General features: G+C 49.3%; 22 protein-coding genes, 1 tRNA gene and 2 rRNA genes. 6 read left to right on the top strand and 19 right to left on the bottom strand.

Features of this window, described 5'->3' with window-relative positions; translation table 11 throughout:
• Positions 1 to 78 precede the first annotated feature (78 nt).
• From rrf (EFER_RS16375) to rrf (EFER_RS16365), 3 genes are all read left to right on the top strand, one after another.
• A 5S ribosomal RNA gene (gene rrf, locus EFER_RS16375) occupies positions 79 to 194 on the top strand.
• A 14-nt stretch (positions 195 to 208) separates the two neighbouring features.
• Positions 209 to 284 (top strand) — tRNA-Thr (locus EFER_RS16370).
• Positions 285 to 323: 39 nt separating this feature from the next.
• A 5S ribosomal RNA gene (rrf, locus tag EFER_RS16365) occupies positions 324 to 439 on the top strand.
• Positions 440 to 670: 231 nt separating this feature from the next.
• On the opposite strand, the gene EFER_RS16360 is transcribed toward rrf (EFER_RS16365), so the two are convergent.
• The 7 genes from EFER_RS16360 to EFER_RS16325 form a co-directional block, all read right to left on the bottom strand.
• The gene (locus tag EFER_RS16360; protein WP_000078352.1) at positions 671 to 1,429 is read right to left on the bottom strand and encodes an amino acid ABC transporter ATP-binding protein; all 759 of its coding nucleotides are present in this window, start codon (positions 1,427 to 1,429) and stop codon (positions 671 to 673) included.
• Between the two features lie 7 nt (positions 1,430 to 1,436).
• Positions 1,437 to 2,540: an amino acid ABC transporter permease gene (locus tag EFER_RS16355; protein WP_015953776.1), complete on the bottom strand. Its 1,104-nt coding sequence runs from the start codon at positions 2,538 to 2,540 to the stop codon at positions 1,437 to 1,439.
• 9 nt (positions 2,541 to 2,549) lie between these two features.
• Positions 2,550 to 3,731 (bottom strand): amino acid ABC transporter permease, encoded by a 1,182-nt coding sequence (locus EFER_RS16350; protein ID WP_015953775.1) that lies wholly within the window; start codon positions 3,729 to 3,731, stop codon positions 2,550 to 2,552.
• A 67-nt stretch (positions 3,732 to 3,798) separates the two neighbouring features.
• Positions 3,799 to 4,824, bottom strand: a complete 1,026-nt coding sequence (locus EFER_RS16345; protein ID WP_000738584.1) for an amino acid ABC transporter substrate-binding protein — start codon at positions 4,822 to 4,824, stop codon at positions 3,799 to 3,801.
• 342 nt (positions 4,825 to 5,166) lie between these two features.
• A complete protein-coding gene (locus tag EFER_RS16335) occupies positions 5,167 to 5,388 on the bottom strand; it encodes a putative periplasmic lipoprotein (protein ID WP_000825640.1) in 222 nt (73 codons plus the stop codon).
• Between the two features lie 230 nt (positions 5,389 to 5,618).
• Positions 5,619 to 8,732: an efflux RND transporter permease subunit gene (locus EFER_RS16330; protein WP_001273299.1), complete on the bottom strand. Its 3,114-nt coding sequence runs from the start codon at positions 8,730 to 8,732 to the stop codon at positions 5,619 to 5,621.
• 11 nt (positions 8,733 to 8,743) lie between these two features.
• Positions 8,744 to 9,901, bottom strand: a complete 1,158-nt coding sequence (locus tag EFER_RS16325; RefSeq protein ID WP_000160393.1) for an efflux RND transporter periplasmic adaptor subunit — start codon at positions 9,899 to 9,901, stop codon at positions 8,744 to 8,746.
• Between the two features lie 406 nt (positions 9,902 to 10,307).
• Here EFER_RS16325 and envR point away from each other — a divergent pair, with 406 nt between their 5' ends.
• Complete coding sequence (gene envR, locus EFER_RS16320; RefSeq protein WP_001085733.1) at positions 10,308 to 10,967, top strand: acrEF/envCD operon transcriptional regulator; 660 nt, start codon at positions 10,308 to 10,310, stop codon at positions 10,965 to 10,967.
• A 17-nt stretch (positions 10,968 to 10,984) separates the two neighbouring features.
• Here envR and EFER_RS22525 read toward each other — a convergent pair whose 3' ends face one another.
• The 12 genes from EFER_RS22525 to acuI form a co-directional block, all read right to left on the bottom strand.
• Positions 10,985 to 11,149, bottom strand: a complete 165-nt coding sequence (locus tag EFER_RS22525) for a DUF2556 family protein (protein WP_000620009.1) — start codon at positions 11,147 to 11,149, stop codon at positions 10,985 to 10,987.
• 87 nt (positions 11,150 to 11,236) lie between these two features.
• Complete coding sequence (gene yhdJ, locus EFER_RS16310) at positions 11,237 to 12,115, bottom strand: adenine-specific DNA-methyltransferase (protein WP_001256680.1); 879 nt, start codon at positions 12,113 to 12,115, stop codon at positions 11,237 to 11,239.
• Between the two features lie 85 nt (positions 12,116 to 12,200).
• Positions 12,201 to 12,497, bottom strand: coding sequence for a DNA-binding transcriptional regulator Fis (fis, locus tag EFER_RS16305; RefSeq protein ID WP_000462905.1), 297 nt, complete (start codon positions 12,495 to 12,497; stop codon positions 12,201 to 12,203).
• Positions 12,498 to 12,522: 25 nt separating this feature from the next.
• Positions 12,523 to 13,488 carry a tRNA dihydrouridine synthase DusB gene (gene dusB, locus EFER_RS16300; RefSeq protein WP_001219652.1) on the bottom strand — a complete coding sequence of 322 codons (966 nt, stop codon included), beginning with the start codon at positions 13,486 to 13,488 and terminating at the stop codon, positions 12,523 to 12,525.
• 328 nt (positions 13,489 to 13,816) lie between these two features.
• Complete coding sequence (gene prmA, locus EFER_RS16295; protein WP_001145812.1) at positions 13,817 to 14,698, bottom strand: 50S ribosomal protein L11 methyltransferase; 882 nt, start codon at positions 14,696 to 14,698, stop codon at positions 13,817 to 13,819.
• An 11-nt stretch (positions 14,699 to 14,709) separates the two neighbouring features.
• The gene (gene panF / locus EFER_RS16290; RefSeq protein WP_001175689.1) at positions 14,710 to 16,161 is read right to left on the bottom strand and encodes a sodium/pantothenate symporter; all 1,452 of its coding nucleotides are present in this window, start codon (positions 16,159 to 16,161) and stop codon (positions 14,710 to 14,712) included.
• Positions 16,151 to 16,393 (bottom strand): YhdT family protein, encoded by a 243-nt coding sequence (locus EFER_RS16285; protein ID WP_000381170.1) that lies wholly within the window; start codon positions 16,391 to 16,393, stop codon positions 16,151 to 16,153. The genes panF and EFER_RS16285 overlap by 11 nt, the downstream gene beginning before the upstream one ends.
• A gap of 108 nt (positions 16,394 to 16,501) precedes the next feature.
• Complete coding sequence (accC, locus tag EFER_RS16280; RefSeq protein WP_000884650.1) at positions 16,502 to 17,851, bottom strand: acetyl-CoA carboxylase biotin carboxylase subunit; 1,350 nt, start codon at positions 17,849 to 17,851, stop codon at positions 16,502 to 16,504.
• Positions 17,852 to 17,861: 10 nt separating this feature from the next.
• Entirely contained in the window at positions 17,862 to 18,332 is a 471-nt protein-coding gene (gene accB / locus EFER_RS16275) for an acetyl-CoA carboxylase biotin carboxyl carrier protein (protein WP_000354622.1), read from the bottom strand.
• Positions 18,333 to 18,719: 387 nt separating this feature from the next.
• On the bottom strand, positions 18,720 to 19,319 hold the full coding sequence (gene msrQ / locus EFER_RS16270) for a protein-methionine-sulfoxide reductase heme-binding subunit MsrQ (protein WP_001240059.1): 600 nt from the start codon (positions 19,317 to 19,319) through the stop codon (positions 18,720 to 18,722).
• On the bottom strand, positions 19,320 to 20,324 hold the full coding sequence (gene msrP, locus EFER_RS16265; protein ID WP_000723811.1) for a protein-methionine-sulfoxide reductase catalytic subunit MsrP: 1,005 nt from the start codon (positions 20,322 to 20,324) through the stop codon (positions 19,320 to 19,322). It lies immediately after the preceding gene.
• A 97-nt stretch (positions 20,325 to 20,421) separates the two neighbouring features.
• A complete protein-coding gene (gene acuI / locus EFER_RS16260; protein ID WP_001148234.1) occupies positions 20,422 to 21,396 on the bottom strand; it encodes an acrylyl-CoA reductase (NADPH) in 975 nt (324 codons plus the stop codon).
• Positions 21,397 to 21,547: 151 nt separating this feature from the next.
• Between acuI and csrD the strand changes: the two genes are divergently transcribed.
• Both csrD and mreB read left to right on the top strand, forming a co-directional pair.
• Positions 21,548 to 23,488: an RNase E specificity factor CsrD gene (gene csrD, locus EFER_RS16255; RefSeq protein ID WP_001241390.1), complete on the top strand. Its 1,941-nt coding sequence runs from the start codon at positions 21,548 to 21,550 to the stop codon at positions 23,486 to 23,488.
• Between the two features lie 306 nt (positions 23,489 to 23,794).
• Positions 23,795 to 24,838: a rod shape-determining protein MreB gene (mreB, locus tag EFER_RS16245; protein ID WP_000913396.1), complete on the top strand. Its 1,044-nt coding sequence runs from the start codon at positions 23,795 to 23,797 to the stop codon at positions 24,836 to 24,838.
• Positions 24,839 to 24,860: the final 22 nt, after the last annotated feature.

The following is a 24,860-nucleotide window of genomic DNA, read 5'->3' as shown; positions in this document are numbered from 1 at the left end:
TTGGCGGATTGAGAGAAGATTTTCAGCCTGATACAGATTAAATCAGAACGCAGAAGCGGTCTGATGAAACAGAATTTGCCTGGCGGCCTTAGCGCGGTGGTCCCACCTGACCCCATGCCGAACTCAGAAGTGAAACGCCGTAGCGCCGATGGTAGTGTGGGGTCTCCCCATGCGAGAGTAGGGAACTGCCAGGCATCAAATTTAGTGTGCTGATATGGCTCAGTTGGTAGAGCGCACCCTTGGTAAGGGTGAGGTCCCCAGTTCGACTCTGGGTATCAGCACCACTTTTTAGGTTAAAGTTCGGCAGATTAGAAAAGAATTTGTCTGGCGGCAGTAGCGCGGTGGTCCCACCTGACCCCATGCCGAACTCAGAAGTGAAACGCCGTAGCGCCGATGGTAGTGTGGGGTCTCCCCATGCGAGAGTAGGGAACTGCCAGACATCAAATAAAACAAAAGGCTCAGTCGGAAGACTGGGCCTTTTGTTTTATCTGTTGTTTGTCGGTGAACACTCTCCCGAGTAGGACAAATCCGCCGGGAGCGGATTTGAACGTTGCGAAGCAACGGCCCGGAGGGTGGCGGGCAGGACGCCCGCCATAAACTGCCAGACATCAAATCAAGTGAAAGGCCATCCGAAAGGATGGCCTTTTTGCGTTCAGAATCCATGTAAAACTTAATGGATTACCTGCGATAAAAATGTCCTCGTACGCTCTGATTTAGGATGCGCAAAAAATTCATCCGGTGCAGCTTGTTCCACTATTTCCCCACGATCCATAAAAATCACCCGGTCAGCGACGGTTCGCGCAAACCCCATCTCGTGCGTTACGCACAACATTGTCATACCCGACTGCGCCAGCCCAATCATCGTATCCAGCACTTCTTTTACCATCTCCGGATCGAGCGCCGATGTGGGCTCATCAAACAACATAATTTTCGGCTTCATACACAGCGAGCGCGCAATGGCAACACGTTGCTGCTGACCACCAGAAATCTGTCCCGGAAACTTCTGGGCATGTTCGGCAATTCTCACCCGCTCAAGGTAATGCATCGCCAGAGCTTCAGTCTCTTTCTTAGGCATCTTGCGTACCCAAATCGGTGCCAGGGTACAGTTCTGTAGAACGGTCAGATGAGGGAAGAGATTGAAATGCTGAAAGACCATTCCCACTTCCTGCCTGACACGCTCAATATTGCGGATATCTTCATTAAGTTCGATGCCATCTACCACGATTCGTCCCTGTTGATGTTCTTCCAGATGATTAATACAGCGAATGGTTGTCGATTTCCCCGAACCAGAAGGGCCACACAGAACGATTCGTTCTCCCGGTTGTACGGTTAAATTAATATTTTTCAGAACATGGAATTGTCCATACCATTTATTGACATTTTCCAGCGTAATCATCGCGTTAGCAGGTTGCAGTAAAATTTGGCTCATAGTGTCCTCAATGCGGTGTACGCCCGGTATTAAAACGTTTTTCCAGATGTTGGCTATAACGTGACATGCTGAAACAGAAGATCCAGTAGATCAGTGCGGCGAAAACATACCCTTCCGTCGACATACCCAACCAGGCGGGATCAACGGTTGCCTGCTGAACGCTACTGAAAAGATCGAACAACCCGATGATGATCACCAGGCTGGTATCTTTGAAGAGTGCGATGATGGTATTTACCAGCCCAGGAATCACCAGCTTCAACGCCTGTGGCAGAATAACCAGCCCCTGGGTTTTCCAGTAACCCAACGCCAGCGACTCTGCCGCTTCATATTGCCCTTTAGGCAGCGCCTGTAATCCGCCTCGCACGACTTCCGCAACATATGCTGACTGAAACAGGATCACGCCAACCAGCGCGCGGATCAATTTGTCGATACTGGTGCCTTCTGCCATAAACAACGGCAGCATGACCGAAGACATAAACAGAACGGTAATCAGCGGTACACCGCGCCAGAACTCGATAAAAATGACCGATAAGATACGCACAATCGGCATATGGGAGCGGCGACCTAACGCCAGTAAGATCCCCCACGGCAGCGCCCCCGCAATCCCAACTGATGCAATAATTAAAGTTAGCGTCAGCCCGCCCCATTGCCGGGTTTCAACCCGCTCAAGACCAAGAAACCCGCCATACATCAGCCACCAGACAATCAGTGGGTAAATCACCGCCCATACCGCAATATAGCGACCGCGATGCGGGAGTATTTTCCAGAACATTGGTGCGATCGACACAAGCCCAATCAGTAATGCGAGGTTAATTCGCCAGCGTTGGTCGTGTGGGTAAAGCCCATACATAAACTGACCAAATCGTTCGTGGATGAAGACCCAACAGGCACCTGCTTTTGTGCAGTCGGCACGCGTTGAGCCAACCCAGTTAGCCTGCAAAAATGCCCAGTTCAGCAATGGTGGGATCAGTTCCCACATCAGCCACAGACAGCCAATAGTCAGCAGGCTATTGCTCCAGCTGGAGAACAGATTTTTTCGCACCCACACCATAGCGCGACTTGAGTTATGGCTCGTCGGGCGCGGGGGATGAGATAGCAATACTTTTGTCATCATGACTCCTTAGCGTTCAACGATCGCGATGCGGCGGTTATAAATATTCATCAGCAGCGAGATAGTCAGACTGATAATCAGATAGACCGACATGGTCATAGCTATCGTCTCGATGGCTTGCCCTGTCTGGTTTAGTACGGTGCCAGCAAACAGCGAAACCATATCCGGATAGCCAATAGCGGCGGCAAGAGAGGAGTTTTTGACGATGTTGAGATACTGGCTGGTTAATGGAGGAATAATCACTCGCAGTGCCTGAGGAATAATGACCTGGCGTAGCGTAACCGGGTTGGGCAATCCCAGTGACCTGGCAGCTTCATGTTGACCATAAGGCACTGCCTGAATCCCGGCGCGGATAATCTCGGCGATAAATGCAGAGGTATAAACCGAAAGCGCCATCGTTAAGGCTGCCAGTTCAGGAATTAAAACCATTCCGCCGCGGAAATTAAAACCTTGTAGGGCTGGAACATCCCAGTGCAGTGCTGCGCCAAAAAGCCATTGCGCCAGTAAAGGCAAGCCAATGATTAACCCAACGGCGAACGGCCAGGTTCGGCGCAGTTGTCCGGTCTTTATCTGGTGTTTTTTATTAAAGCGATATAGCCCAACAGAAAGGGCTATAGCCATAACAACAGCCAGGATAAATGCAAGGAACCCGTCTCCCAGCTGCGGCGACGGAATATAAAGCCCACGATTGCTTAAAAAGGCCAGATCAAATGCACTCACTGCCTGGCGTGGTCCGGGCAAATTGCGCAATACGGCAAAGTACCAGAAGAAGATTTGCAGCAGGGGCGGAATATTACGGAAGATCTCAATATAAATTGTGGAAAGCTTTCGTAGCAGCCAGTTATCCGAAAGTCTCGCCAGACCGATAAAAAAGCCCAGAACAGAAGCGAACACAATACACAATGCCGAAACCAGTAGCGTATTGAGTAAGCCAACAATGAAAACGCGTCCGTAGGTATCACCCTGCTGGTAATCGATCAAATGCTGGATAATACCGAAGCCAGCGCCGCGGTCCAGGAAGGCAAAACCTGAAGTAATGCCGCGATTACTGAGATTCGTTACGGTGTTGTGAAATAACCAACCAATAATGCCGACAACAGCAACAACGGCAAGGATCTGGAATAACCAGGCGCGAACCGTAGGGTTGGCAAAGGAGAGTGAGCCTTTAACGGACGGGCGGCGATGAGACATAGAAACCTCGGAAACCATAACGCTGAAGAGAGCGCCGCCGTAGCGACGCTCATTACCTCACACCGACTTAACGCACGGGCGGCGCGTACTGAATACCGCCGTTATTCCAGAGATTATTTTGCCCACGTTTAATCTTCAGGGGGCTTTCTGAACCTACGTTACGCTCAAAAATTTCCGAGTAATTACCCACCTGTTTGATGATGTTGTAAGCCCATTTATTATCCAGCTTCAGATCTTTACCGTAATCGCCCTCTTTACCCAGCAGATGCGCCATATCAGGCGTTGCAGGATTAGCCGCTTTTTCATCAACGTTTTGCGAATTAACGCCCATCTCTTCAGCATTCAGCATGGCGAAAAGCGTCCAGCGCACTATAGAGAACCATTCATCATCGCCACGACGAACTACCGGCCCAAGCGGTTCTTTAGAGATAACTTCCGGTAAAACAATCCATTCAGCTGGGTTGCTTAATTTGATGCGCAGGGCATACAGTTGTGATTGATCCGAGGCCAGCGTATCGCAGCGACCAGATTCCAGTGCCTTCGCGGATTCGTCAGAGCGATCGAAAGTCACTGGTGTGTACTTCATATTATTTGCCTTGAAGTAATCGGCGACGTTGAGTTCGGTATCAGTACCCGCCTGAATACAGACTGTTGCGCCATCCAGTTCTTTCGCGCTTTTTAATCCCGCTTTATCGTGCGTCAGGAAACCAATGCCGTCATAATAAGTGACGCCAGTAAATGCCATTCCCATACCGGCATCGCGAGAGGAAGTCCAGGTCGTATTACGGGAGAGCAAATCCACCTCCCCTGACTGTAAAGCGGTGAAGCGTTCTTTTGCAGTGAGCGGGGTATATTTCACTTTCGTATCGTCACCGAATACAGCAGCTGCAACACCACGACAAACATCAACATCAATACCAGAAAACTTACCGTCAGCATCGGCATAAGAGAACCCAGGTAATCCATCACTGATCCCGCATTGCACAAAACCTTTTTTCTGTACGGCATCAAGCGTCGCGCCAGCATGCGCCTGATTTGCAACGGCAAGCAGCACGCTGGCGGCAGCCAGTGTGGCTATCATCATCTTTTTCATAATGCTTCCTGTGAGGCGAAAATTATCGTTATAGGACGTTTGGGAAACGTCTTTTACCTGTCTGTGGCCATCCTTTTATAAGCAAAAGTAGTGCCAGCTTTTGCGACTATATATTTGTCGCAATATGCTGAGTGTAGACAGGAAATAAAAAAGAGAACGCGCCAGAATGGTGCAAAATTGCAACCTAAGCCACATTTTGGCGCAAAAAAGTTCAGGGAGGATGAAGCGCGAAATAACAATTTCGCGCGTTAGTATTTTTGTAGAGAAGAAAAGTTAATAAATTTATTGCTTCAGGTATTCCAGTGTTTTTCAATCACCTGAATTTATGAGAAAAGATCAACGCTACCTGGATAACGCGATAATACCCATTGTCAAACCTGCGACTGCTGCAGCCCCACCAGCAATTGCCCCGGCAGTTTCCCAGTTATCCTGAGTTGTACCTTTCATACAGGTATTAGTGTGAACCAGGCGCCCCTGATCATCATAAACCGGAACGCAGGGTGAATCATGCGCACAACCCGCAAGCAGAGCGGTAAGCAATGCTACAGGAATTAATCTTTTCATGATGTTACCTCAAATATTAACATTTCGCGCAGTCAGTAAATAAGTGACGGATCGAATACGAGTTCAATCGTATATTACCACTGCGATAATAAGGTCAATCATGATAAATAATCTCAATTCATGTGAATTGTAAAAATAATGGAGGGGACGGTAATGAAGGCAACAGAGAAATAAATATCATATTCATAAATAAAGAAATAAAGGCGCATTAAGCGCCTTTATAAAAAATGTTAACTACTGTGACGGCTAAATCGACGTTTTACCACCACAAAGAAAACTGGTACAAAGAACACTGCCAGCAGTGTTGCGGAGATCATGCCTCCCATAACACCAATCCCGACCGCATTCTGCGCACCACTTCCCGCGCCACTACTTATCGCCAGTGGCAGTACACCGAGTATAAAAGCGAGCGAAGTCATCAGGATAGGTCGTAAGCGCATACGTACCGAAGACAATGTTGCTTCGATAACCCCTTTACCTTCTTTATCCATCAGATCTTTGGCGAACTCGACAATCAAAATGGCGTTTTTGGCCGACAAGCCGATAGTGGTCAACAAGCCCACCATGAAGTAAACATCGTTTTGCTGGTTAAAGAGCGTAGCTGCCAACAGAACGCCAACAATTCCTAACGGTACAACTAACATTACTGAGAAGGGTATTGACCAACTTTCATAGAGCGCAGCGAGACAAAGAAAGACCACGACGAAGGAGACTGCAATCAAGGCAGGCGCCTGGTTTCCTGATAACCGTTCCTGGTACGACATTCCTGTCCAGTCGTAGCCAATACCTGTTGGTAATTTGGTAGCAAAGCTTTCCATTAAAGCCATCGCATCACCGGAACTGGTACCCGGACCCGCTTCCCCCTGAATCTCCATAGAAGGCAAGCCGTTATAGCGTTCCAGTCGAGGAGAACCGTATACCCAATGCGCGGAACTGAATGTTGAGAAAGGCACCATTTCACCGTTCGCGCTACGGACAAAGAGTTTGTTGACATCTTCTGGCAGCATACGGAATTTGGCATCAGCCTGAACATAAACTTTCTTCACGCGCCCACGGTCAATGAAGTCGTTAACATAGGAGCCGCCCAGTGCAGCAGAAATCGTCTGGTTTATATCGGAGAGAGAAACACCTAATGCCTGCGCTTTCTCCTGATCAACCTCAAGTTTGAACTGTGCGGTATCTTCCAGTCCATTTGGACGCACACTGACTAATTTATCCGGGTGTTGTGCAGCCATTCCCAGCAATTGATTGCGCGCCTGGGTAAGGGCATCATGACCGAGATCGCCCTGGTCGATTAACTCAAAGTCAAAGCCAGAGGCAGTACCCAGTTCGACAATAGCTGGCATGTTAAAAGGGATGACAAAGCCATCACGAATCTGCCCTAACGCTTGTTTTGCTCGACTGATTACGGCTTCTGCACTGTTTTCTTTACCGCTACGTTCTTCCCATGGCTTAAGACTCACAAAGGCCATGCCAGCGTTCTGTCCTTGTCCACTGAAGCTAAAGCCGTTCACGGTAAAGACGCTTTCGACATTCGCTTTTTCTTCTTTCAGATAGTAATCAGTGACCTGATCCAGCACTTTTTGGGTGCGTTCCTGAGTTGCACCTGCTGGCAACTGAATCATGGTCAGAAATACCCCCTGATCCTCTTCTGGTAAAAATGAAGACGGCAGACGTAAGAACAACACCACCATTCCTGCAACAATCAGTACATAAATCAGCAGATAACGACCTGTTACGCCGATGATCCGGCTAACGCTATTGGTATAGTGATTAACGCTGTGATCAAACGTTCTGTTAAACCACGCAAAAAATCCGCTCTTATTATCGTGATGCTCAGCGGTAACGGGTTTAAGTAAAGTTGCGCACAGAGCGGGTGTCAGAATTAACGCTACTAATACTGAAAGCGCCATTGCCGAAACGATGGTGATAGAGAACTGGCGATAAATCGCTCCGGTTGAACCACCAAAAAAGGCCATTGGAATAAATACTGCCGAGAGCACCATCGCAATACCGACCAGGGCGCCCTGAATCTGCGACATCGATTTTTCCGTTGCTTCCCTTGGTGGCAAGTTATCTTCAATCATGACGCGTTCGACGTTTTCAACAACCACGATGGCGTCATCGACGAGTAGACCGATGGCGAGCACCATGCCAAACATTGTTAGCGTGTTGATGGAATAACCAAAAGCAGCAAGAACGGCGAACGTACCCAACAGAACGACGGGTACTGCGATAGTTGGGATCAGCGTTGCGCGGATGTTCTGCAAGAACAAGTACATCACCAGGAAAACCAGTAAAATCGCCTCAAACAGCGTTTTTACCACTTCATGGATGGAGAGCTTAACGAATGGCGTTGTGTCATAGGGGTAAACGACTTTCATCCCTTGCGGGAAGAAGGGTTGGAGTTCTGCCAGTTTTGCTTTGATTGCCGTCGCGGCGTCCAGAGCATTGGCACCAGTAGCCAGTTTGATACCCAGACCCGCAGCGGGTTTTCCATTGATTCTGGCGATGACGTTGTAGTTTTCACCACCAAGCTCGATTCTGGCTACATCTTTCAGATGCACCACTGAGCCATCAGTGTTTACCCGTAACGTAACATTACCGAACTGCCGCGGATCTTTCAGCCTGGTTTGCGCAATGATCGAGGCATTCAACTGTTGTCCTGGCAATGCAGGTGTTCCGCCGAGCTGTCCGGCAGCAATCTGGTCATTTTGTACTTTCAGTTGATTAATGACATCAACGGGAGTCAGTTTGTACTTATTCAGCAAATCCGCATCAAGCCAGATGCGCATAGCATACTGGGCGCCGAACAGTTGTACGTCACCAACACCATTCAGACGACTGATCGAATCTTTGATATTTGACGCAACATAATCAGAAATATCATCCTGGGTTGTATCTGGATTATCAGAAACAAACCCTGCAACCATCAGGTAGCTACTGCTTGATTTTTCTACGCTAATCCCCTGTTGCTGGACTTCTTGTGGTAAAAGCGGCGTAGCAAGCTGAAGTTTGTTCTGTACCTGTACCTGGGCGATATCGGGATCTGTGCCAGATTCGAAGGTCAGGGTAATGGTCACGCTCCCGGCTGAGTCGCTGGTGGAGGACATATACATCAGATTATCGATACCGTTCATATTCTGTTCGATAACCTGAGTAACTGTATCCTGCACCGTTTGTGCATCAGCTCCCGGATAGTTAGCTGAGATTGAAACTGCTGGTGGCGCAATGGTTGGGTACTGCGCAACCGGCAACTGTAAAATAGCCAGCACACCAGCCATCATTAAAATGATGGCTAGCACCCAGGCAAAAATTGGGCGTCGAATAAAAAAGTTTGCCATATCAGGTTACCTTATTTAGACGCATCGGCAGCGGGTGTATCCACAGTGGCTTTAACCTGTGCTCCAGGACGTGCTTTTTGTAAGCCGCTAACGATAACTTGCTCACCCTGTTTTAATCCTTTGCTGATCAACCATTGATCACCGATGGCTTGAGATGCCTCGACAGAGCGTGCCTCAACCTGATTTTTGTCATTCACAATCATGACCGTAGCATCGCCTCGTGGTGTCCGGGAAACACCCTGTTGAGGGATAAGAATGGCGTCAGGCTGTACGCCTTCGTCAATGCGTGCGCGGACAAACATACCAGGCAAGAGGGTGTGCTGTGGATTCGGAAACACAGCTCTTAAAGTGATGGAGCCGGTGCTTTCATCAACGGTGACATCTGAGAATTGCAACGTGCCTTTCAGTGGATAAACCTGGCCATTTTCCATTACCAGTTCGACACTGCTGCTGGCACTGTCTTTATGCAGATTACCCAACTCAACTGACTGTTTCAGTCGCATAAAGTCATTGCTGGACTGAGTAACATCAACATAAATTGGATCGAGCTGCTGCACTGTAGCCAGTTGTGATGCCTGACCATTGGTCACCAGTGCACCTTCGGTGACGCTGGACTTGCCAATACGTCCACTAATAGGCGAAGTCACTTTGGTGTAAGCCAGGTTAATGCGTGCACTTTCAACCGCAGCTTTTGCGGCGATCACCGCTGCGTCAGCCTGACGGGCGTCGGCAATAGCCTGATCGTATTCCTGTTGGCTGATGTATTTGGTGCCCACCAGTGGGTTATAGCGTTTCACTGTTAAGTGTGCGATAGCAGCTGCAGCTTCGCTTTTCGCCAGTTCGCCTTTAGCGCTATCGAAACTGGCCTGATATGTGGCGGGATCAATTTGATAAAGCGAATCACCTGCCTGAACATCACTGCCTTCTTTAAAATTGCGCTGCAGAATGATGCCGCTCACTTGCGGACGAACTTCTGCAATACGGAAGGCTGAAGTCCGGCCTGGTAATTCGGTGGTAACTGCCAGCGGTGCTGATTTGACCACGTGTACTGTGACGTGTGGTTCAGCATGTACCGCTGGTGTTTCTTCCTTTTCTTTACATCCGGCAAGTAACACGGCAGAGATGATGATGAATGAAGGCAGGAGTGAATACCTGGCATGTTTCGTCATTACTAATCCTTAAAAACAGAAGCACGTTATTTACCGGAGAACGGTAAAGCGCAAAGGCACAAGATGGAAAATAGCAATCCGCTATCCTACAAATTAACATCGGTGGATGTAAGTAATACTTATTTATGTGCGCGAAATACGGCACATAAAAACAAAAATAGATTAATATTCTGATGTTTATCAATTCGCAGAAGTGTAACTTTTTACGATCTTCAAATACAGCCAGAAATATATTTTCTCAATGAATAAATTGCCTTTGTTGATTCATGGGAATAATGATTTGGTGAGGGTCAGGAAATTAAAAGGGAGAGGCTCGTTTAATTCTACGGTAAATGATAAATTTGCCCCTTATTCTTTCCGCTAACAACGGAATACTGTCTCCTGTGATAACTCTGCAAATAAAATTATGGCGAAGAAAACGAAGGCTGATGCCCTTAAAACCAGACAACATTTGATTGAAACGGCAATTGTGCAGTTTGCTCTGCGTGGAGTAAGCAACACAACGCTGAATGACATCGCCGATGCCGCAAGGGTTACGCGGGGAGCTATCTATTGGCATTTTGAGAACAAAACGCAGTTGTTCAATGAGGTGTGGGCGCAGCAACCAGCGTTACGTGAGTTGATTCAAGACAAGCTCCTGGTTCACGATGCAGAAAGCCCCCTGGAACAACTTCGGGAGCAGCTCATCGTTGGTCTGCAGTATATTGCTGAAATACCAAGGCAGCAGGCGTTATTACAAATTCTGTTTCATAAATGTGAATTTAATGAAGAGATGATATCAGAACAGGAAATAAGGGAGAAAATGGGGTTTAACCTTCACACTCTGCGGCAAACGTTACAAAAAAGTATGGCGAAGGGAGAGATCGCAAATCAACTTGATTTAGACGTAATGGTTATTGTGATTTATGGGGCGTTTAGCGGCATTGTTAAAAACTGGTTGATAAATCCAACGGGATATAACCTGTATCAGCAGGCTCCCGTATTAGTTGATAACGTGTTACGGATGCTTATGGCAGATCATAATAAAACTTCATACATCCATGATGTGAATATATCACTCGCATGATTTATTAATCATATTTATTAGTCAAGTTCAGAACAGTTCACCAGCTTAAGTGGATTCACAGAGTTCATATTGCGGCATTTATCGGCTTCAGTCGTCATTAACTCAATCAATTGAATGATTAAAGCATCAAAAACAAAAACCGAAATTGCAAACACAATCAGCCACCAATATTTACGAATCATTGCTCAACCCTGCGTATTCATCTCCAGATGAGCTGGAAATATACACGAAAATTATGAGTTGAAAAGTGAGCTTACAATGCTTTTACGTTAACGGGGTAAAAGGGAACCACGTGAGTTTTGACTTTTTTTCGACTGATTCCGCGTTTTGCGTTTTTTCACTTTCGCCAGCTCTTCGGCAGAAAAATGGGAGTCAACATTCAATCTTCTAAGCCCCATCTTCACATACTCGCAGTTAACTTCAATACCGATGAATCTACGTCCTGTTTCTACCGCAACTTCGCCGGTGGTGAAGCTACCCGCGAATGGGTCCAGAACAATATCGCCAGGGCAGGAAGACGCCAGAATAATCCGCTTAAGAAGGGCAACAGGCTTTTGCGTGGGATGGTTTTCATACTCATCCATCAAATAACGCACACGAGAGAATTCCCAAACATTCCCTGGAACTTTTTGCGAGTTATATGGCTGTGGTGGGTTTTTACGGTAGTCAATCAATGCACGCTTCGCCCCGGTTTTGGCTTCTACCAGGATCGCATCACTGTTAAAGGTATAGTTTTTGGCATCCTTGACCATCATCAGGATGGGTTCATACATTGAGCCGAAGTATTTTTTCGCCTGCACTCCAGAGCTGTCATAAGCCCAGATAATGCGGCTTTTAATGGTGAAGAGTTTACGACATTCAAGATCGATCCAGGGCATATTTTCCGTGCTGTTCATGATGTACATGCTGCCTTGTTTCTTCAGAACGCGGTGGCATTCAGCAATGATTTCAAACAGCCAGGAGCGAAAATCGGCGTCATCCCAGGACTCAACCAGTCCATCAAAATTTTTGCCGATGTTATAGGGCGGGTCAGCAAAAATTAAATCTACACTTTCAGAAGGAAGTTTTTTTAATTCAGAAAGCGCGTCACCGTGGATAATGCGCCTGGACTCATCACCAAACCAGGTTGGTTCACATTTTGATCTCATGGTCACTCCCCAGTGTGACACGTATAAAAAAGGCGCTTCCCCATGCCGAGTAGCGCCTTTTAATCAAGCATTTAGCTAACCTGAATTAGTTCATGCCGTACTTTTTCAATTTTTTACGCAGCGTACCACGGTTGATGCCCATCATCAGCGCAGCACGGGTCTGGTTACCACGGGTGTATTGCATCACCATGTCCAACAGGGGCTGTTCTACTTCAGCCAGTACCAGCTCATAGAGGTCATTCACATCCTGACCATTCAGTTGAGCAAAATAGTTCTTCAGTGCCTGTTTAACCGAGTCACGCAGGGGTTTTTGGGTTACCTGATCCTGAGAGTTAACGGTAGAAACGGTCAGTACGTCAGAATTTACGCGTTGTTCGAACATAGTTCTGTCAGCTCTTTATTTCTGTTTACGCAAAATTTTCGAAGTATGCCTCCAACGCCTCCAGCTGTTCGCTGGCATCCTCAATGGCGTTGAATGTGCGCCGAAACTGGTCATTTGGAGCGTGTTCCTGGAGATACCAGGAAACGTGTTTACGTGCAATTCGGTACCCTTTTGCCGGACCATAAAAGTCATGCAGTTCCCGAACGTGCGCGCAAAGCAAGCGCTTAACCTCTGCCAAAGGCAGCGGGGGCAGCAACTCCCCAGTGTCCAGATAATGCTGGATTTCCCGAAAGATCCAGGGTCTTCCCTGAGCTGCGCGGCCTATCATCAGGGCATCCGCCCCTGTATAGTCGAGCACAGCTCTGGCTTTAAGCGGGTCAGTAATGTCGCCATTCGCGATAACCGGAATGGAAACTTTCTGCTTAACTGCCCGAATACTGTCGTATTCAGCTTCTCCATTGAACAAACAGGCGCGTGTACGGCCATGAATGGTCAGAGCCTGAATGCCACAGTCTTCAGCCAGTTGGGCAATCTCTTCGCAGTTACGGTGTTCCGGCGCCCAGCCGGTGCGAATCTTCAGGGTAACAGGAACGTCCACTGCATTGACGACCTCGGTAAGAATCGATTTAACGACATCCGGGTACTGCAAGAGGGCTGAACCTGCGAGCTTGCGATTCACTTTTTTAGCCGGGCAACCCATATTGATATCAATAATCTGGGCACCGCTTTCCACGTTAATACGTGCTGCATCTGCCATTTCTTTAGGATCGCTACCGGCAATTTGCACGGTGCGAATACCGGGTTCATCAATGTGCACCATCCGTAAACGAGATTTGTCGCTTTCCCAAACCTGTGGGTTAGAAGACATCATCTCGGATACTGTCAATCCGGCTCCCATCTCGTAGCACAACGTCCGAAAAGGTCTGTCTGTAATGCCAGCCATGGGCGCTGCGATCAGGCGATTTCTGAGCTGATATTGTCCGATGCGCATGTGTTAAGAAATGACCATACTGTGACTGCAAGGCGGCGTATATTACGCATTTTTTGCACGAGATGAAAGGCCAAACTTTGACCAATCCTCTGAGATGGATCAAAGAATTGCATTTAAAATGAGCGTAGCGCGATAATTACTCATAAAAATCATCATATTAGAAAATAGTGACTAAAATTCACACTCCAAGAAATTTGAGTAAGTTCTCAATTTTTCTTTATGAATGAAAATTTTGGCACGCAAATCTGCGTAAATAATCGGCAAATTAACGTGCCTTTTGTGATATTGCTCGCACTTCGCTCTGCATCACTATACGGTGATGCGAAAGTTAATTCTTACGACCGGTAATGCGACACCACTCTTCTTTTTCCACGACCGGGTCCAGAGCGAAGCTGTCGGCATAAGCTTCGCAAACGCTCTCCGCCTGGCTTGCCAGAATACCGGAAAGGCCCAGCAAACCGCCTGAAACTGGCAGGACGCTGATTAATGGTGCCAGTTCACGTAACGGGCCTGCGAGGATGTTCGCGACCACCACGTCGGCTTTCATTTCTTCTGGCTGATCTTTCGGTAAGTAGAGTTCCAGACGGTCAGAAACGCCATTACGTTCGGCGTTATCGCGGCTGGCCTGAATCGCCTGCGGGTCGATATCAATACCAATGGCTTTTGCTGCACCCAGCTTCAGCGCCGCGATAGCCAGAATGCCGGAACCACAGCCAAAGTCGATGACCGTTTTACCGGTTAAATCGAGGCTGTCGAGCCATTGCAGGCACAGAGAGGTGGTTGGATGAGTCCCTGTACCAAACGCCAGCCCTGGGTCTAACATTACGTTGACGGCATTTTCGTCCGGCACATCACGCCAGCTTGGGCAGATCCACAGACGTTCGCCAAAGCGCATTGGGTGGAAATTATCCATCCATTCGCGCTCCCAGTCTTTATCTTCCAGTTGTTCGATTTTGTGCGCGAAGCCTGCGCCGAGCAGCGGATGATTCTCCAGAATCGCCACGACTTCTTTCATGTCGGTTTCAGCATCGAACAGACCAATCACATCGGTGTCGCCCCACAGACGCGTTTCGCCCGGAAGCGGCTCAAATACAGGCGTATCGTGGGTATCCTGAAAAGTGATAGAAACGGCACCCGCTTCCATCAGCGCATCGCTAAGATCTTCGGCGTTCGCGCCGGTGGTGTTCAGTTTCAGTTGGATCCAAGGCATGGCAAAACTCTTTATTTATCAGTAGTCAAAACGGTAGCTTGCGGGACGGACGTACCGAAACGGTTTCCGACCAGGAAAGCCAGCAAACTTAGCAGCAACGAGGGCACGATAGGGTGGAAGCCCAGGTACTGAATATTCAGTGTCGCAAGTACGGCATACAGTACGCCGCCAACGATCATCGCACTTAGCGCGCCTTTGGCGTTAGCGCGTTCCCAGTAAAGACCCAGTACCAGCGGCCACAGGAAGACAGCTTCCAGCCCGCCGAAGGCCAGCAAATTCAGCCAGATGATCATTTCAGGCGGCTTCCATGCAGCAAGCAGCAGCAACGCGCCGAGAATCAACGTAATCACCGCCGACATCCGCTTCAGGCGCGTCTCGTTTTGCATTTGATCCGGACGGATATTCAGATAGAGATCTTTAATGATCGTAGCGGAACTTTGCAGCAATTGGGCGTTGATCGTCGACATGATCGCAGCCATAGGAGCTGCAAGGAAGATCCCGGCAGCAAACGGTGGCAATACTTTTACCATCAACGTCGGGATCACCAGGTCCGGTACGGTGAGATCGGGGATCACTGCACGACCTAATGCTCCGGCCAGGTGCATACCGAACATCAGGATTGCGACTACAATCGTACCGATGATGATCCCCCGATGTACTGCTTTGCTGTCTTTATAGGAGATACAGCGCACCGCAGTATGCGGCAGGCCAATAACGCCAAAGCACACCAGCACCCAGAACGACGTCATAAAGGCAGGCGACAGAATATCGTCAGCGCCTTGTGGCGTAACCAGTTGCGGATCAATGGTTTGCAGTGTCTCTACTGCGTTGCCTAAGCCGCCAGCAGCATGGACCACGCCAATAAGCAGCACAATGGTGCCAATCAGCATCACCAGCCCTTGCATGGTGTCGTTCAGCACGCTGGCGCGAAAGCCGCCAAAGGCGGTATACAACGCAATGCTGATACCGAAAATCAGCAGCCCGGTTTCATAAGGAATACCCGCCGCGGTTTCCAGCAGGCGCGCACCGCCGATAAACTGCACGGTCATCGCACCAACGAACGCAACCAGCAAACTCAAACTCGCCAGCCATACCAGAAGACGACTCTGGTAGCGGGCAAACAGCATATCGTTCAGCGTCACTGCATTGTATCGGCGCGCAAGAATCGCGAACTTCTTGCCGAGAATACCGAGCGAAAGCCAGACCGCAGGTAGCTGAATCATCGCCAGCAATACCCAACCCAGGCCGTATTTATAAGCAGCTCCTGGCCCGCCGATAAACGAACTGGCACTGATATAGGTCGCGGTGAGCGTCATCGCCAGCACAATACCGCCCATAGAACGGCTGCCGAGGAAATACTCATTAAGGAAGGTGCCGGTGTTCCGTTTACGCATCGCATAAACTGAAATCCCGAACACCACCACCAGATAGGCGACCAGCGGTAGAATCACTTCAAGCTGCATCGTCATCCTCCAGTGGGATATCGCGATAGATAAATTTCACCATCGCCCAGCACAGTCCAATAAACAGCAGCGGCGTCAGGATGCAAGCCATCTCAAACCAGCGCGGAAAGCCGGTAAAACCGGGGGCAACGCCAGGTAAGTAAGCGGCTACTAACCATACCGCCAGATACAAAAGGGTCAGCCCCAGCGCCCAGCGCGCCTCTTTATGGGCCTGAACAAAACGAGTGTCCATTTTTTGTCCCTGATGGGTGAAGAAAGCGGGGATTGTACCTTATGGGGGTTGTCGATCCCCAGTAATAAAAAAGGCCGGAAAATCCGGCCTTTTGACGCTTTTGCAGTCTTATTTTTCCTGAAGACCGAGTTTTTTCTCCAGATAGTGGATGTTAGTGCCACCATGCTGGAAGTTCTCGTCATTCATGATGCGAATCTGCAGATCAACGTTGGTTTTAATACCGTCGATGATCAGCTCCTGCAATGCATTCTTCATGCGGGCAATCGCCACGTCACGGTTTTCACCGTAGCAAATTAGTTTGCCGATCATTGAGTCATAGTACGGCGGCACGGTGTAGCCCGCGTAGATATGAGACTCCCAACGCACGCCAAAACCGCCAGGTGCGTGGAAACGGGTGATTTTGCCCGGGCTTGGCAGGAAGGTGTTCGGATCTTCGGCGTTAATACGGCATTCCACCGCATGGCCGCGAACGTGAACTTCTTCTTGCTTGATCGACAGTGGCTGACCAGCAGCAATACGCAGCTGTTCTTTGATCAGGTCAACACCGGTGATCATTTCAGTAACCGGGTGTTCTACCTGAATACGGGTGTTCATTTCGATGAAATAGAACTCGCCGTTTTCGAACAGGAACTCGAAAGTACCTGCACCGCGATAGCCGATATCAACACACGCTTTAGCACAACGTTCACCGATGTAGCGACGTAGTTCCGGGGTAATGCCCGGTGCTGGCGCTTCTTCGACCACTTTCTGGTGACGACGCTGCATAGAGCAGTCACGTTCCGCCAGATAGATAGCGTTGCCCTGACCGTCCGCCAGTACCTGGATCTCGACGTGGCGAGGATTTTCCAGGTATTTCTCCATGTAAACCATGTCGTTATTGAAAGCGGCTTTCGCTTCCGCACGGGTCATGGAGATGGATTGTGCCAGTTCAGCGTCACCGCGTACTACACGCATGCCACGACCGCCGCCGCCGCCGGAGGCTTTGATAATCACCGGGTAACCAATGCGTTTTGCAATGGCGCGGTTTTTATCCATATCGTCGCCCAGCGGGCCGTCAGAACCCGGTACGCAAGGAACGCCCGCTTTTTTCATCGCGGCGATTGCGGATACTTTATCACCCATCAGGCGAATGGTGTCTGCTTTCGGGCCGATGAAGATAAAGCCGGAGCGTTCAACCTGCTCGGCAAAATTGGCGTTCTCGGAGAGGAAGCCGTAACCCGGATGGATTGCTACTGCGCCGGTGATTTCAGCGGCGCTGATGATTGCCGGGATGTTCAGATAACTTTTTACTGACGGAGCAGGGCCGATACAGACCGTTTCATCTGTCAGTAATACGTGTTTTAGATCGCGATCCGCACTGGAGTGCACAGCGACAGTCTTGATGCCCAGTTCTTTACAGGCACGAAGAATACGCAATGCAATCTCGCCGCGGTTGGCAATAACAATTTTATCCAGCATGTTCGCCTCGTTACTCGATGACGACCAGCGGCTCGTCAAATTCTACCGGTTGTCCACTTTCGACCAGAATTGCTTTCACAGTACCGGATTTGTCTGCTTCGATCTGGTTCATCATTTTCATGGCTTCAACGATGCACAGGGTATCGCCCACGTTGACTTTCTGACCCACTTCGATGAACGCTTTCGCGTCCGGGCTTGGGGTGCGGTAGAAAGTACCAACCATCGGGGAACGTACGATGTGACCACTGATTTCCGCTGCTGCTGGCGCTTCCATGGAAGGAACGGTCGCCGGAGCGGCTGCGTTAGATTGAGCTGGCTGCTGCATCATTGGTGCAGCGTAAGCTTGTTGCATCACAGGGAAACTTGCGGCAGGAGCTGCACGGCTGATGCGTACTGACTCTTCGCCTTCAGAAATTTCCAGTTCGGAGATGCCTGATTCTTCAACCAGCTCGATCAGTTTTTTAATCTTACGAATATCCATGAGTGGGTTCCGTACTCTTTGTTTAGTGTGATTGTGACAGGCGTTTCACCGCCGTCTGTAAAGCGTATGCTCCGACAACTGCATTCATAGCGTAGTCGTGCCGGTTCGCAGGTATATTCGGTCTCAGACTAGTTGCGAGACTTGTCGGATATTTTGCAGCGATCTTCTGCAATCCTCCGGCAAAAAACAAAATATACCTCTATTGTGCGAATGTCACCCTCTGTACGGCGCAAAAAACCGCCAGGAGATAAGCAAGGTCGCACATTATAACGATTTCGTAGCAATTGGCAGCTAAATACTGGTCTTATCAGGGAAGATAATCAACAGCTAACAGGAAAATAACATCCACGCGTCTTCGTTTTGCTACTCACTGCACAATTCGGAAAACTACTTAAGCCATGTACGGAACTTCTTGTATCGCAAGGCTAAAAGTAGCAAAGCAAGTCCGGCATACAGAATTGGTTGTGGCGAGATAATCTTCACTGACCACAAATAATGTATGGGTGCCAGGATCGCGACCAGATAGACGAAGTTGTGCAACTGTTGCCAGTGTTTGCCTAAATTTCGCTGCATTGCCTGAGTTGAGGTAAACGCTAATGCCAGCAATATCAGCCAACTGACAATGCCGAGCGTTAAATAAGGTCGAGTGATTAATTCCTGACCAAATAGCGCCAGGTTATTCACGCCCAACTCCAGTAAGGCGTAACTGGTTAAGTGCAGCGTAGCCCAGGCGAAACACCATAAACCTAACAGACGGCGAGTGCGTATCAATAATGGCTGTTTAGCGTAGCGCGCCAGCGGCGTGATTAATAATGTTGCGAGCAAAAATTTCAGCGCAGTCCGACCGGTAAAATGTTGGATATCTTTCACCGGATCGGCACTTAATCCACCATGATTGATTGCCCAGGCAAGCCAGACAAAGGGCAAAAACCCGGCAAGATGCAGGCAAACTTTCAGCCATATCACTTGTTTTGCTGTCAGTCGCACTTAGAAATTCTCCCGTAAATCTAGTCCACGATAGAGGGACGCCACTTGATCGGCATATCCGTTAAACAGCAGTGTTGGTTGACGTTGTACATCCAGAATGCCACCTGCACCGATAAATCGTTCAGTGGCCTGTGACCAGCGGGGATGATCAACATGCGGATTAACGTTGGCGTAAAAGCCATATTCGTCTGGGGCCGCAAGATTCCAGGTTGTTGGTGGACGTTCGCGCGTTAGCTTGATGCTGACGATAGACTTGATACCTTTGAAGCCATATTTCCACGGCACAATCAGGCGTACCGGCGCGCCATTTTGCGGTGGCAACGCCTTGCCGTAGACACCAACAGTCAGCAGCGTGAGCGGATGCATTGCTTCGTCGAGACGTAACCCTTCTACATAAGGGTATTTCAGACCACCGCCGATAAATCGGTCCTGCTGACCGGGCATCTGTTCCGGTGCATAAATCGTTTCGAAAGCGACGTACTTTGCGTTGCTGGTCGGCTCTGCCAACGCCAGCAGTTTATTTAGCGGAAAACCAATCCATGGCACCACCATCGACCACGCTTCTACGCAGCGCATACGATAAATTCGCTCTTCCAGCGGGAAGCGGCGGGTTAATGCGTCATGGTCAAGCGTTAACGGTTTGGCGACTTCGCCGCTGATTTTTAGCGTCCACGGATCAGTTTTCAGGCTGCCAGCATTCGCTGCGGGATCGGCTTTATCCAGCCCAAACTCATAGAAATTGTTGTAACCGGAAACTTTATCCTCCGGTGTCAATGGCAGATTATTTTGCCAGGCTGTCGGTTTGCTGAACTCCAGCGGTTTTCCGGCAGGTGCGGGCGGACGATCATTCCCTTTAAACCAGCTAAGCAAATCGGCGTGTGCGGCATTTGGTAAAGAGAGGGCGGCAGCGCTAATGCCTAATGCTTTCAGAACTTGTCGACGTTGCATAAAAAAAGCCGATTCTGCAGTGACATCGGCTTCTGTAAGTTTGCGAATTTTTTTCATAACAGACTCCCGGTATGCTCATGATTACTATGGCAGGGAGAATGTCAAAGTGCTGCTAAAATTCGTTAACGATATGTAAATTATTTTATGCTAACGCTTAGTTAATTTTTACCAGCGTACGGCCCTGGATCTGATTGTTAATAATGGCCTCGGCAAATTTTGGTGCATCAGCCAGTGCAATCTCTTTTGCAGCCTGTGAGTAGAATGATTCTGGTAGATCGGCGACCAGACGCTGCCAGGCTTGCGCACGGCGTGCTGGTGGCGTCATCACCGAATCCACCCCTTGTAAACGGACATTACGCAGAATAAATGGCATGACCGTTGTAGGCAGAGTAAAACCGCCCGCCAGACCACAGGCCGCCACACAGCCGCCGTAATTCATTTGCGCCAGCACTTTTGCCAGTACTTTGTCACCGACGGTGTCAATTGCCCCAGCCCAGACTTGTTTTTCCAGAGGACGAGATTCGGCAAACTCATCGCGCGGAAGAATACGGCTGGCACCTAAACTTTTCAGATATTCATGGGTACTTTCGCGACCGGAAACGGCAACGACCTGATAACCCAACTTATGCAGCAGCGCCACGGCGGTACTGCCGACGCCACCACTGGCACCCGTCACGACAATCTCGCCATCTTGCGGACGAATACCTGCATCTTCCAGCGCCATCACGCACAGCATGGCGGTAAACCCGGCGGTACCGATAATCATCGCTTTACGCGCATTCAGACCTTGCGGCATAGCAACCAGCCAGTCGCCTTTCACACGCGCTTGTTCTGCCAGTCCACCCCAATGATTCTCCCCAACACCCCAGCCAGTCAGTAACACTTCCTGACCAGCATGAAAACACGGATCTTCACTGGCACGAACAGTTCCGGCGAAGTCGATGCCAGGAATCATCGGAAAATTGCGGATTATTTTCCCTTTGCCGGTAATTGCCAGAGCATCTTTATAATTCAGGCTCGACCAGTGAACATCAACAGTCACATCGCCCGCAGGCAGATGACTCTCTTCAATGCTCTGTACGGTAGCAATGGTTTTGCCGTCCTGCTGTTCTAAGATCAAAGCCTGCATACGCTGTCCTCATGTGTATGATGGATTGGAAAATAATTTCTGAAGACTATACTCGCTAATTAAATCGCAATGCCGACGAAGCGCAATAAATTGCGAGAAAAATCCTATTTGGTAGTATGCCCGCTTCCCCTTTATCGGAGTTAAGACAAGGATGAGATTAACGACGAAATTTTCGGCCTTTGTCACGCTGCTCACCGGATTAACGATATTTGTTACGCTGATCGGCTGTACGCTGAGCTTTTATAACGCCATTCAGTTTAAGTTTAGTCACCGGGTTCAGGCGGTGGCGACGGCAATTGATACCCATCTGGTTACCCACGACTTCAAAACGCTTAAGCCACAAATCAATGAACTGATGGTGTCTACTGATATCGTTCGTGTCGATTTTCTTCAGGGGGAAAAGCTGGTTTATTCCCAGACACGTGGCGGCAGCTATCGCCCTCTTGGTACAAGTAATCAGTTTCGGGATATTACTGTTTCATTGGTGAAACATCCGGGCATGTCCTTGCGGCTGGTGTATCAGGATCCGATGGGTAACTATTTCCATTCGCTGATGACCACGGCACCACTCACCATTGCCATTGGCTTTATCATTATTATGCTTTTTCTGGCCGTACGCTGGTTGCAACGACAACTTTCCGGGCAGGAGCTACTGGAGATCCGTTCAACTCGTATTCTGAACGGTGAGCGTGGGGCGAACGTGAGGGGGACAATCTACGAGTGGCCACAAAGAACCAGTAGCGCATTAGATATGCTGTTATCAGAAATTCAGAACGCCCGTGAACAGCATAGCCGACTGGATACACTGATTCGCTCGTATGCTGCACATGACACTAAAACGGGTCTTAATAACCGTTTCTTTTTCGATAATCAACTGGCAACGCTTCTGGAAGATCAAGAGAAGGTGGGAACGCATGGCATCGTGATGATGATTCGTCTGCCAGACTTTACTTTGCTGAGCGAAACCTGGGGGCATAGCCAGACCGAAGAGCAACTTTTCAGTCTGATCAATCTGTTATCTACCTTTATGATGCGCTATCCCGGTGCGTTGCTGGCGCGTTATCACCGCAGTGATTTTACGGTTCTGCTGCCTCATCGCACTCTGAAAGAAGCGGAAAGCATTGCCGGGCAATTATTGAAGGCAATTGACACGTTGCCGAGCAATAAAATGCTTGATCGTGATGACATGATGCACATTGGTATTTGCGGCTGGCGTGGTGGTCAGAGCACTGAGCAAGTGATGGAACATGCGGAGTCTGCAACCCGCAACGCCGTGTTGCAGGGCGGGAATGGTTGGGCCGTTTATGATGATTCGTTGCCAGAAAAAGGACGCGGAAATGTTCGCTGGCGTACGCTTATTGAGCAAATGCTTAGCCGTGGTGGGCCACGGATATATCAAAAACCTGCGGTAACCCGTGAAGGTCATGTCCATCATCGTGAGTTGATGTGTCGTATATATGACGGCAACGAAGAAGTCAGCTCCGCTGAATATATGCCTATGGTCCAGCAGTTTGGCCTGGCAGAAGAGTATGACCGTTTGCAGATTAGCCGTGTGATCCCGTTGCTCAGGTACTGGCCAGAAGAAACGCTGGCTCTGGAAGTGACAGTAGAGTCATTGATTCGCCCCCGTTTTCAGCGTTGGTTGCGCGATACATTGATGCAATGCGAAAAATCGCAGCGTAAACGCATAATTATTGAACTTGCAGAGGCGGATGTAGGTCAACACATCAGCCGTTTGCAATCCGTATTGCGGTTGGTACACGCGCTGGGTGTTCGGGTGGCGGTAACACAAGCCGGTTTAACACTGGTAAGTACCACCTGGATCAAAGAGTTGAATGTTGAGTTACTGAAACTTCACCCAAGTCTGGTCAGAAACATCGAGAAGCGCACCGAGAATCAGCTGTTGGTGCAAAGTTTGGTTGAAGCTTGCACCGGAACAAACACTCAGGTTTATGCCACCGGAGTACGCTCACGTGGTGAGTGGCAGACACTGACAGAACGTGGAGTTGCTGGTGGGCAAGGGGAATTTTTTGCGGCCTCTCAGCCACTTGATACTAACGTGAAAAAATATTCGCAAAGATACTCGGTTTAACCTGCCGTTTAATTTGTTTTCACGTAGAATAACGCGCGCTGTGCCTCATGGGAGTGTGCTTGTCTGCTCGCCAGATTGTTACAGCGCATTTGCAGGTGAATGACCTTAACAGGTTGCAAATGAGGGCCAGGATTGCTGCTGATGTATTCAGCCCTCAGGGACTCAGGCAGAGATTTGTAACACAGGAAACGAACTGCACTAATTTTCACCGTAGCAGATGATTTTTGCGCCTTGTCGCTGCTGCGTGTGGTTGGTAAAGTAAGCGGATTTTCTTTTCCGCCCCAGCTTTCAGGATTATCCCTTAGTATGTTAAAAAAATTTCGTGGCATGTTTTCCAATGACTTGTCCATTGACCTGGGTACTGCGAATACCCTCATTTATGTAAAAGGACAAGGCATCGTATTGAATGAGCCTTCTGTCGTGGCCATTCGTCAGGATCGTGCCGGTTCACCAAAAAGCGTGGCTGCAGTAGGTCATGATGCGAAGCAGATGTTGGGCCGTACGCCGGGCAATATTGCTGCTATTCGCCCAATGAAAGATGGCGTAATCGCCGACTTCTTCGTGACTGAAAAAATGCTCCAGCACTTCATCAAGCAAGTGCACAGCAACAGCTTTATGCGTCCAAGCCCGCGTGTTCTGGTGTGTGTGCCGGTGGGTGCGACTCAGGTTGAGCGTCGTGCTATCCGTGAATCCGCACAGGGCGCTGGCGCCCGTGAAGTATTCCTGATTGAAGAACCGATGGCTGCCGCAATTGGTGCTGGCCTGCCGGTTTCGGAAGCGACCGGTTCCATGGTTGTTGATATCGGTGGTGGTACCACTGAAGTTGCCGTTATCTCCCTGAACGGCGTGGTTTACTCCTCTTCTGTACGCATCGGCGGCGACCGCTTCGACGAAGCCATCATCAATTATGTTCGTCGTAACTACGGTTCTCTGATCGGTGAAGCTACCGCAGAACGTATCAAACACGAAATCGGTTCTGCTTATCCGGGCGATGAAGTCCGTGAAATCGAAGTCCGTGGTCGTAACCTGGCAGAAGGTGTACCACGCGGCTTTACTCTGAATTCCAATGAAATCCTCGAAGCACTACAGGAACCGCTGACCGGTATCGTAAGCGCGGTGATGGTTGCTCTCGAACAGTGTCCGCCAGAACTGGCGTCAGATATCTCCGAGCGCGGTATGGTGCTCACTGGCGGTGGCGCACTGTTGCGTAACCTTGACCGTTTGTTAATGGAAGAAACCGGTATTCCAGTTGTTGTTGCTGAAGATCCGCTGACCTGTGTGGCTCGCGGCGGCGGCAAGGCGCTGGAAATGATCGACATGCACGGCGGCGACCTGTTCAGCGAAGAGTAGCCAGATGCTGGCAGGGTGAGCG

This window comes from Escherichia fergusonii ATCC 35469 (assembly GCF_000026225.1).
Lineage (GTDB): Bacteria > Pseudomonadota > Gammaproteobacteria > Enterobacterales > Enterobacteriaceae > Escherichia > Escherichia fergusonii.
Note: the sequence above shows the minus strand (reverse complement) of the source record. Positions and strands in the feature narration are given on the sequence as shown.

Excerpts from the sequence above, each read along its gene's own strand:
- csrD (WP_001241390.1), top strand. The coding sequence starts at position 21,548 with ATGAGATTAACGACGAAATTTTCGGCCTTTGTCACGCTGCTCACCGGA.
- fis (WP_000462905.1), bottom strand. The coding sequence starts at position 12,497 with ATGTTCGAACAACGCGTAAATTCTGACGTACTGACCGTTTCTACCGTT.
- mreB (WP_000913396.1), top strand. The coding sequence starts at position 23,795 with ATGTTAAAAAAATTTCGTGGCATGTTTTCCAATGACTTGTCCATTGAC.
- accC (WP_000884650.1), bottom strand. The coding sequence starts at position 17,851 with ATGCTGGATAAAATTGTTATTGCCAACCGCGGCGAGATTGCATTGCGT.
- acuI (WP_001148234.1), bottom strand. The coding sequence starts at position 21,396 with ATGCAGGCTTTGATCTTAGAACAGCAGGACGGCAAAACCATTGCTACC.
- EFER_RS16355 (WP_015953776.1), bottom strand. The coding sequence starts at position 2,540 with ATGACAAAAGTATTGCTATCTCATCCCCCGCGCCCGACGAGCCATAAC.
- EFER_RS16335 (WP_000825640.1), bottom strand. The coding sequence starts at position 5,388 with ATGAAAAGATTAATTCCTGTAGCATTGCTTACCGCTCTGCTTGCGGGT.
- panF (WP_001175689.1), bottom strand. The coding sequence starts at position 16,161 with ATGCAGCTTGAAGTGATTCTACCGCTGGTCGCCTATCTGGTGGTGGTG.
- EFER_RS16330 (WP_001273299.1), bottom strand. The coding sequence starts at position 8,732 with ATGGCAAACTTTTTTATTCGACGCCCAATTTTTGCCTGGGTGCTAGCC.
- EFER_RS22525 (WP_000620009.1), bottom strand. The coding sequence starts at position 11,149 with ATGATTCGTAAATATTGGTGGCTGATTGTGTTTGCAATTTCGGTTTTT.
- dusB (WP_001219652.1), bottom strand. The coding sequence starts at position 13,488 with ATGCGCATCGGACAATATCAGCTCAGAAATCGCCTGATCGCAGCGCCC.
- msrP (WP_000723811.1), bottom strand. The coding sequence starts at position 20,324 with ATGAAAAAAATTCGCAAACTTACAGAAGCCGATGTCACTGCAGAATCG.
- envR (WP_001085733.1), top strand. The coding sequence starts at position 10,308 with ATGGCGAAGAAAACGAAGGCTGATGCCCTTAAAACCAGACAACATTTG.
- EFER_RS16345 (WP_000738584.1), bottom strand. The coding sequence starts at position 4,824 with ATGAAAAAGATGATGATAGCCACACTGGCTGCCGCCAGCGTGCTGCTT.
- accB (WP_000354622.1), bottom strand. The coding sequence starts at position 18,332 with ATGGATATTCGTAAGATTAAAAAACTGATCGAGCTGGTTGAAGAATCA.
- EFER_RS16325 (WP_000160393.1), bottom strand. The coding sequence starts at position 9,901 with ATGACGAAACATGCCAGGTATTCACTCCTGCCTTCATTCATCATCATC.
- EFER_RS16360 (WP_000078352.1), bottom strand. The coding sequence starts at position 1,429 with ATGAGCCAAATTTTACTGCAACCTGCTAACGCGATGATTACGCTGGAA.
- EFER_RS16285 (WP_000381170.1), bottom strand. The coding sequence starts at position 16,393 with ATGGACACTCGTTTTGTTCAGGCCCATAAAGAGGCGCGCTGGGCGCTG.
- prmA (WP_001145812.1), bottom strand. The coding sequence starts at position 14,698 with ATGCCTTGGATCCAACTGAAACTGAACACCACCGGCGCGAACGCCGAA.
- yhdJ (WP_001256680.1), bottom strand. The coding sequence starts at position 12,115 with ATGAGATCAAAATGTGAACCAACCTGGTTTGGTGATGAGTCCAGGCGC.
- EFER_RS16350 (WP_015953775.1), bottom strand. The coding sequence starts at position 3,731 with ATGTCTCATCGCCGCCCGTCCGTTAAAGGCTCACTCTCCTTTGCCAAC.